This window comes from uncultured Sphingomonas sp. (assembly GCF_946477935.1).
GTDB lineage: Bacteria > Pseudomonadota > Alphaproteobacteria > Sphingomonadales > Sphingomonadaceae > Sphingomonas.
Genome location: NZ_CAMLAC010000294.1, coordinates 1 through 3734 on the forward strand (window position 1 = coordinate 1; position 3734 = coordinate 3734).

Sequence of the window (3734 nt, forward strand, 5' to 3'; positions counted from 1 at the left end):
ATCATACCGTCCGCCGTCACGCTGCTCGCCAGCAGCGCGATCTGCGCGTCCAGCCGCCGGTCGATCCCCTCGGTCACCACCCGCGTCAAAATCCCGGTCGTCGCGATCGCCGCCAGGATCAGCGCCACGCCCCCCGCCAGCACCGACAAAGCCAGCATCCGCCCCCGGATCGACCGCGGCCACATCCTCACCCGCAACGCTCCGCCGTCAGCCGGTAACCACGCCCCCGCACCGTCTCGATCAGCTCGGCGCCCACCTTGCGGCGCAGACGGCCAATGATCACCTCCAGACTGTTGGAGTCCCCATCGGCGTTCATCTCATACACCCGCTCGATCAGCGCCCCCCGCTCGATCACCGTCTCGCGCGCCAACATCAACGCCGACAACACCCGCCACTCCAACCCCGTCAACCGCACCGGAAACCCATCCCGCTCGAACCGCCCGCTCTGACTGTCGTAGCTGAGCGGCCCGCAGGTGATCGTGGTGACCGCGTGGCCCGCCGCGCGGCGAACGATCGCCCGCAACCGCATCATCAGTTCCTCGATACGGAAGGGCTTGGTCAGGAAATCGTCCGCACCCGCCTTGAATCCGGCCACCTTGTCGGACCAGCCGTCCCGCGCGGTCAGGATCAGGACGGGCAGCGTGTGGCCCGCCTCCCGCCACGCGCGCAGCACCGAGACGCCGTCGCGGTGCGGCAGGCCCAGGTCCAGCACGGCGGCATCATAGGTTTCGGTATCGCCAAGATGTTCGGCGTCGATGCCATCGGTGACGAGATCGACGACACAGTTTTCCGATCGCAGCGCCTTGGCGATGGCGGGGCCCAGATCGGCGTCGTCTTCAACCAACAGGATGCGCATGGCTCGTCCGCTACGCCTTCAGGCTAAACCGAAACTGAACCGCGGGGTTCAGCGAGCCGCCCACCGGGCGGCGCTAGTCACCGATCCATAGCAATGCAGAGGATCATGCGATGCGCAAGTTGAACGATCATATCACGCAGATGTCGGCAGGTGGACGGGCGGCCGTGGCCGTGGCGCTGCTCGCGATCGGCGCGGCGGCCGGCGGTACCGGGGGCGCCGCCTTCTCCCACCCGGAAATCCGGATGGCCCCAACGACCGTCACACCGATCGCACGACTGGCCGGATCGCAAGGCATCGTGAGGATCAAGGGCCGGATAACGGAAGTTTATGGCGACCGCTTCGTGATGGCCGATGGGACGGGGCGGGCGATGATCGATGCCGGCCGCCCCGATCGCCTGCCGGCCGCCGGGCAGACGATCTCCGTCCAGGGTCGCTTCGACGATGGTCAATTCCGTGCTGCCTATCTCGTATCGGCGGACGGCATGGTCGAACAGGTGGGGCCGCGACCCGGCCATGGCCGCCCGAAGCATGGCCCCGGTCCTCGCCATGACGCTGCGCGGGACGAAGCCCCCGGTGATCGCGACGCGCCCATCCCCGTTCCCCCGCCGGCCGGCTGATCCGCTTACACCAGCACGCTCAACAGATCGTCGACGCTGCCGACGGCAAAGGCACTATACTCGTCGCCGATGGCGTAAGGCAGTAGCACCCGGCGCTTATGGAGCAGCGCGCCGCAGCTATAGGTGACGTTCGGCACGTAACCGCCGCGCTGTTCCGCGCTGGGGAACAGCAGCGGCGACGGGGTACGTGCCAGCACCTTGGAGGGATCGTCCTTGTCCAGCAGGCAGGCACCCACGCAATAGCCGCGCACAAGCCCCACGCCGTGCGTGAACACCAGCCAGCCCTCGTCGATTTCGAGGGGAGAGCCGCAATTGCCCATCTGCACGAATTCCCAGGGGTATTTGGGCCGCATGATGATCTCGCCGGTTTCCCAGCAATGCAGGTCGTCGGAGCGTAGCAGCCAGATATTCTCGTTATCCTGTCGCCCCAACATCAGGAAGCGGCCGTCCACCCGCCGCGGAAACAATGCCATGCCCTTGTACGCCGCCATCGCGCCGGCCAGCGGCCGCATCTCGTAGGTGCGCAGGTCGATACCGCGGATCAGTTCGGCACGCGCTTCCCGCCCGTCGAATGCGGTATAGGTGCCGATCACGCTTTGCGTGCCGTCATGGTCGGTGAAATGGACCATGCGCAGATCCTCCACGCCCTGCCGCTGGCTCGGCAGGATCGGGAAGATCACCGTTTCCGAAATATCCTGGCTTTCCTCCGAACACAGCCGCACCCAACCGTCATCGTCGCCCTTCTCCACGCGCGGAGGTACGCCCTGCGAACTCGGCGGGTCGATCACCAGGCCATTGCCGCCGTCCCATGTCCCCGACCGGAAGGTGACGGACGAGACATGCCCCTCCCCTACCCCCCTGAGGGAAAGGAGGAAGGCGATACTGTCATCATGAGGATCCTGATCGGGAACCGGCACGATCGACGGGTTAAACAAAGCCGCGCTCTCAAACGCGTACTCCTGGCTGAAATAGGCGCCGATCAGCAACCGGTCGCATGCCGCTTCCACCGCGATGCCCAGTTGATCCTTGACCTCCTCGAACCGGCGCAGGAACACCTGATCGACATTCCTGTGCCGACTGTGCATCGCATGATGGAGCAGATCCAGGATGTGCTGCCGCATGGCCGGGTCCAGCGCCATGAGCCGCCCGGCCACCGCCTCCGCCCGTGTCGGTCTCCCGTCGCTGAAGGCATCGGGATAGGTGAAGCTGAACGGCCGTATCACCGTGCGTGACGGGTCGGGCTTCAGCGCAATGTCCAGCGTGGTGAAGACGTCGGCGGCGTTCATCGCTCAAGATCTTTCATGGGAGCAGGTATAGGGAAAAACCATGATCTGGCTGAGCAATCTCAGGCCCACCCCGATCACCCGGCATGATCTTTTGCCATGCCCGGCGATTGCAGACGGTTTGGCCAGAACTCGGCAGGCCGAAAGCCGCGAGCCGCGTGGACATGTTCGTCGCCGCGACAGTCCATGACGTGCAGCATCGGCTATGCCGGTCTAGGCCGTACCCTCCCGCCGCGCGCCAGTGATCATGCGGCGGGCGATCTCGCGCACCTGTTCGTCATCCTTGTCGCCGCCCTCCGCCGGGTCGCCGAGATGGTCCAGACTTTCTTCCAGGAAATCGAGCAGACCGGCATGCTTGCTCTCGACATATTCCATCAGCTTGAACAGCAGATGTTCGGTTGCGATCTCGCGCCGGCGCACGGCAATGGCGGTATCGGTCATCGGCCCGGTTCTCCTTCGGTCTTGCCGTGCCCCAACGCGCGAGCGGCCCCGAAAGTTTTCCACGAACCAGACGGGTTTCACGCTATCGCAGGGCCAGCCATCCGATCACCGCGAACATCGCCAGCGCACACCAGCCGCCATCGGTGCGCATCAGATACGCAGTGCCAAGCACGCCCACCCCGACCAGCACGCCCATCATCATCTGTCGGTCGGCGATACGGCTGAGTATCATCATCGCGCCCACCAGATTGGCAGCGGCATTGGCGGCGATCCATGCATAGGACAGCCTGGGCCCGATCGATCCCCATAGCGGCAGCTTGATCGTGGCAAAACCGCGCATCTTGCTGGGAAACAGGTCAGCCGCCAAGTGTAGCCCGATCCCGAATCCCAGTCCCGCGGCAACGGCCCAGGTCCGCCGGTCCTGGAATGCGATCAGCACCGGCAGGATGCTGTGCAGCAATGCGCTACGATGGCGCAGCTTCAATGGGGTGTCCAGATCGGGCAGGCTGGTGCCCGCGGCCGTCGCGACCACCACCG

At 65.3% G+C, this 3734-nt stretch carries 5 protein-coding genes and 1 pseudogene; 1 reads left to right on the forward strand and 5 read right to left on the reverse strand.

Annotated features, from left to right (window positions below; genetic code table 11):
• Window positions 1–185 (reverse strand): annotated as a pseudogene (locus Q0U08_RS18655) (ATP-binding protein); the annotation flags it as partial.
• A 2-nt stretch (window positions 186–187) separates the two neighbouring features.
• Window positions 188–856, reverse strand: coding sequence for a response regulator transcription factor (locus Q0U08_RS18660; protein ID WP_298093220.1), 669 nt, complete (start codon window positions 854–856; stop codon window positions 188–190).
• A 110-nt stretch (window positions 857–966) separates the two neighbouring features.
• On the opposite strand from Q0U08_RS18660, the gene Q0U08_RS18665 reads away from it, so the two are divergent.
• A complete protein-coding gene (locus tag Q0U08_RS18665) occupies window positions 967–1473 on the forward strand; it encodes a hypothetical protein (RefSeq protein ID WP_298093221.1) in 507 nt (168 codons plus the stop codon).
• A 5-nt stretch (window positions 1474–1478) separates the two neighbouring features.
• On the opposite strand, the gene Q0U08_RS18670 is transcribed toward Q0U08_RS18665, so the two are convergent.
• The 3 genes from Q0U08_RS18670 to Q0U08_RS18680 all read right to left on the reverse strand — a co-directional run.
• Window positions 1479–2759 (reverse strand): glycoside hydrolase family 130 protein, encoded by a 1281-nt coding sequence (locus Q0U08_RS18670; RefSeq protein WP_298093223.1) that lies wholly within the window; start codon window positions 2757–2759, stop codon window positions 1479–1481.
• 210 nt (window positions 2760–2969) lie between these two features.
• Window positions 2970–3197, reverse strand: a complete 228-nt coding sequence (locus Q0U08_RS18675; protein ID WP_298093224.1) for a hypothetical protein — start codon at window positions 3195–3197, stop codon at window positions 2970–2972.
• Window positions 3198–3279: 82 nt separating this feature from the next.
• Window positions 3280–3734: hypothetical protein (locus Q0U08_RS18680; RefSeq protein WP_298093226.1), on the reverse strand; the 455-nt coding region annotated here is incomplete at its 5' end.

Coding starts and splice junctions, on each gene's coding strand:
- Q0U08_RS18665 (WP_298093221.1), top strand. CDS start 967: ATGCGCAAGTTGAACGATCATATCACGCAGATGTCGGCAGGTGGACGG.
- Q0U08_RS18660 (WP_298093220.1), bottom strand. CDS start 856: ATGCGCATCCTGTTGGTTGAAGACGACGCCGATCTGGGCCCCGCCATC.
- Q0U08_RS18670 (WP_298093223.1), bottom strand. CDS start 2,759: ATGAACGCCGCCGACGTCTTCACCACGCTGGACATTGCGCTGAAGCCC.
- Q0U08_RS18675 (WP_298093224.1), bottom strand. CDS start 3,197: ATGACCGATACCGCCATTGCCGTGCGCCGGCGCGAGATCGCAACCGAA.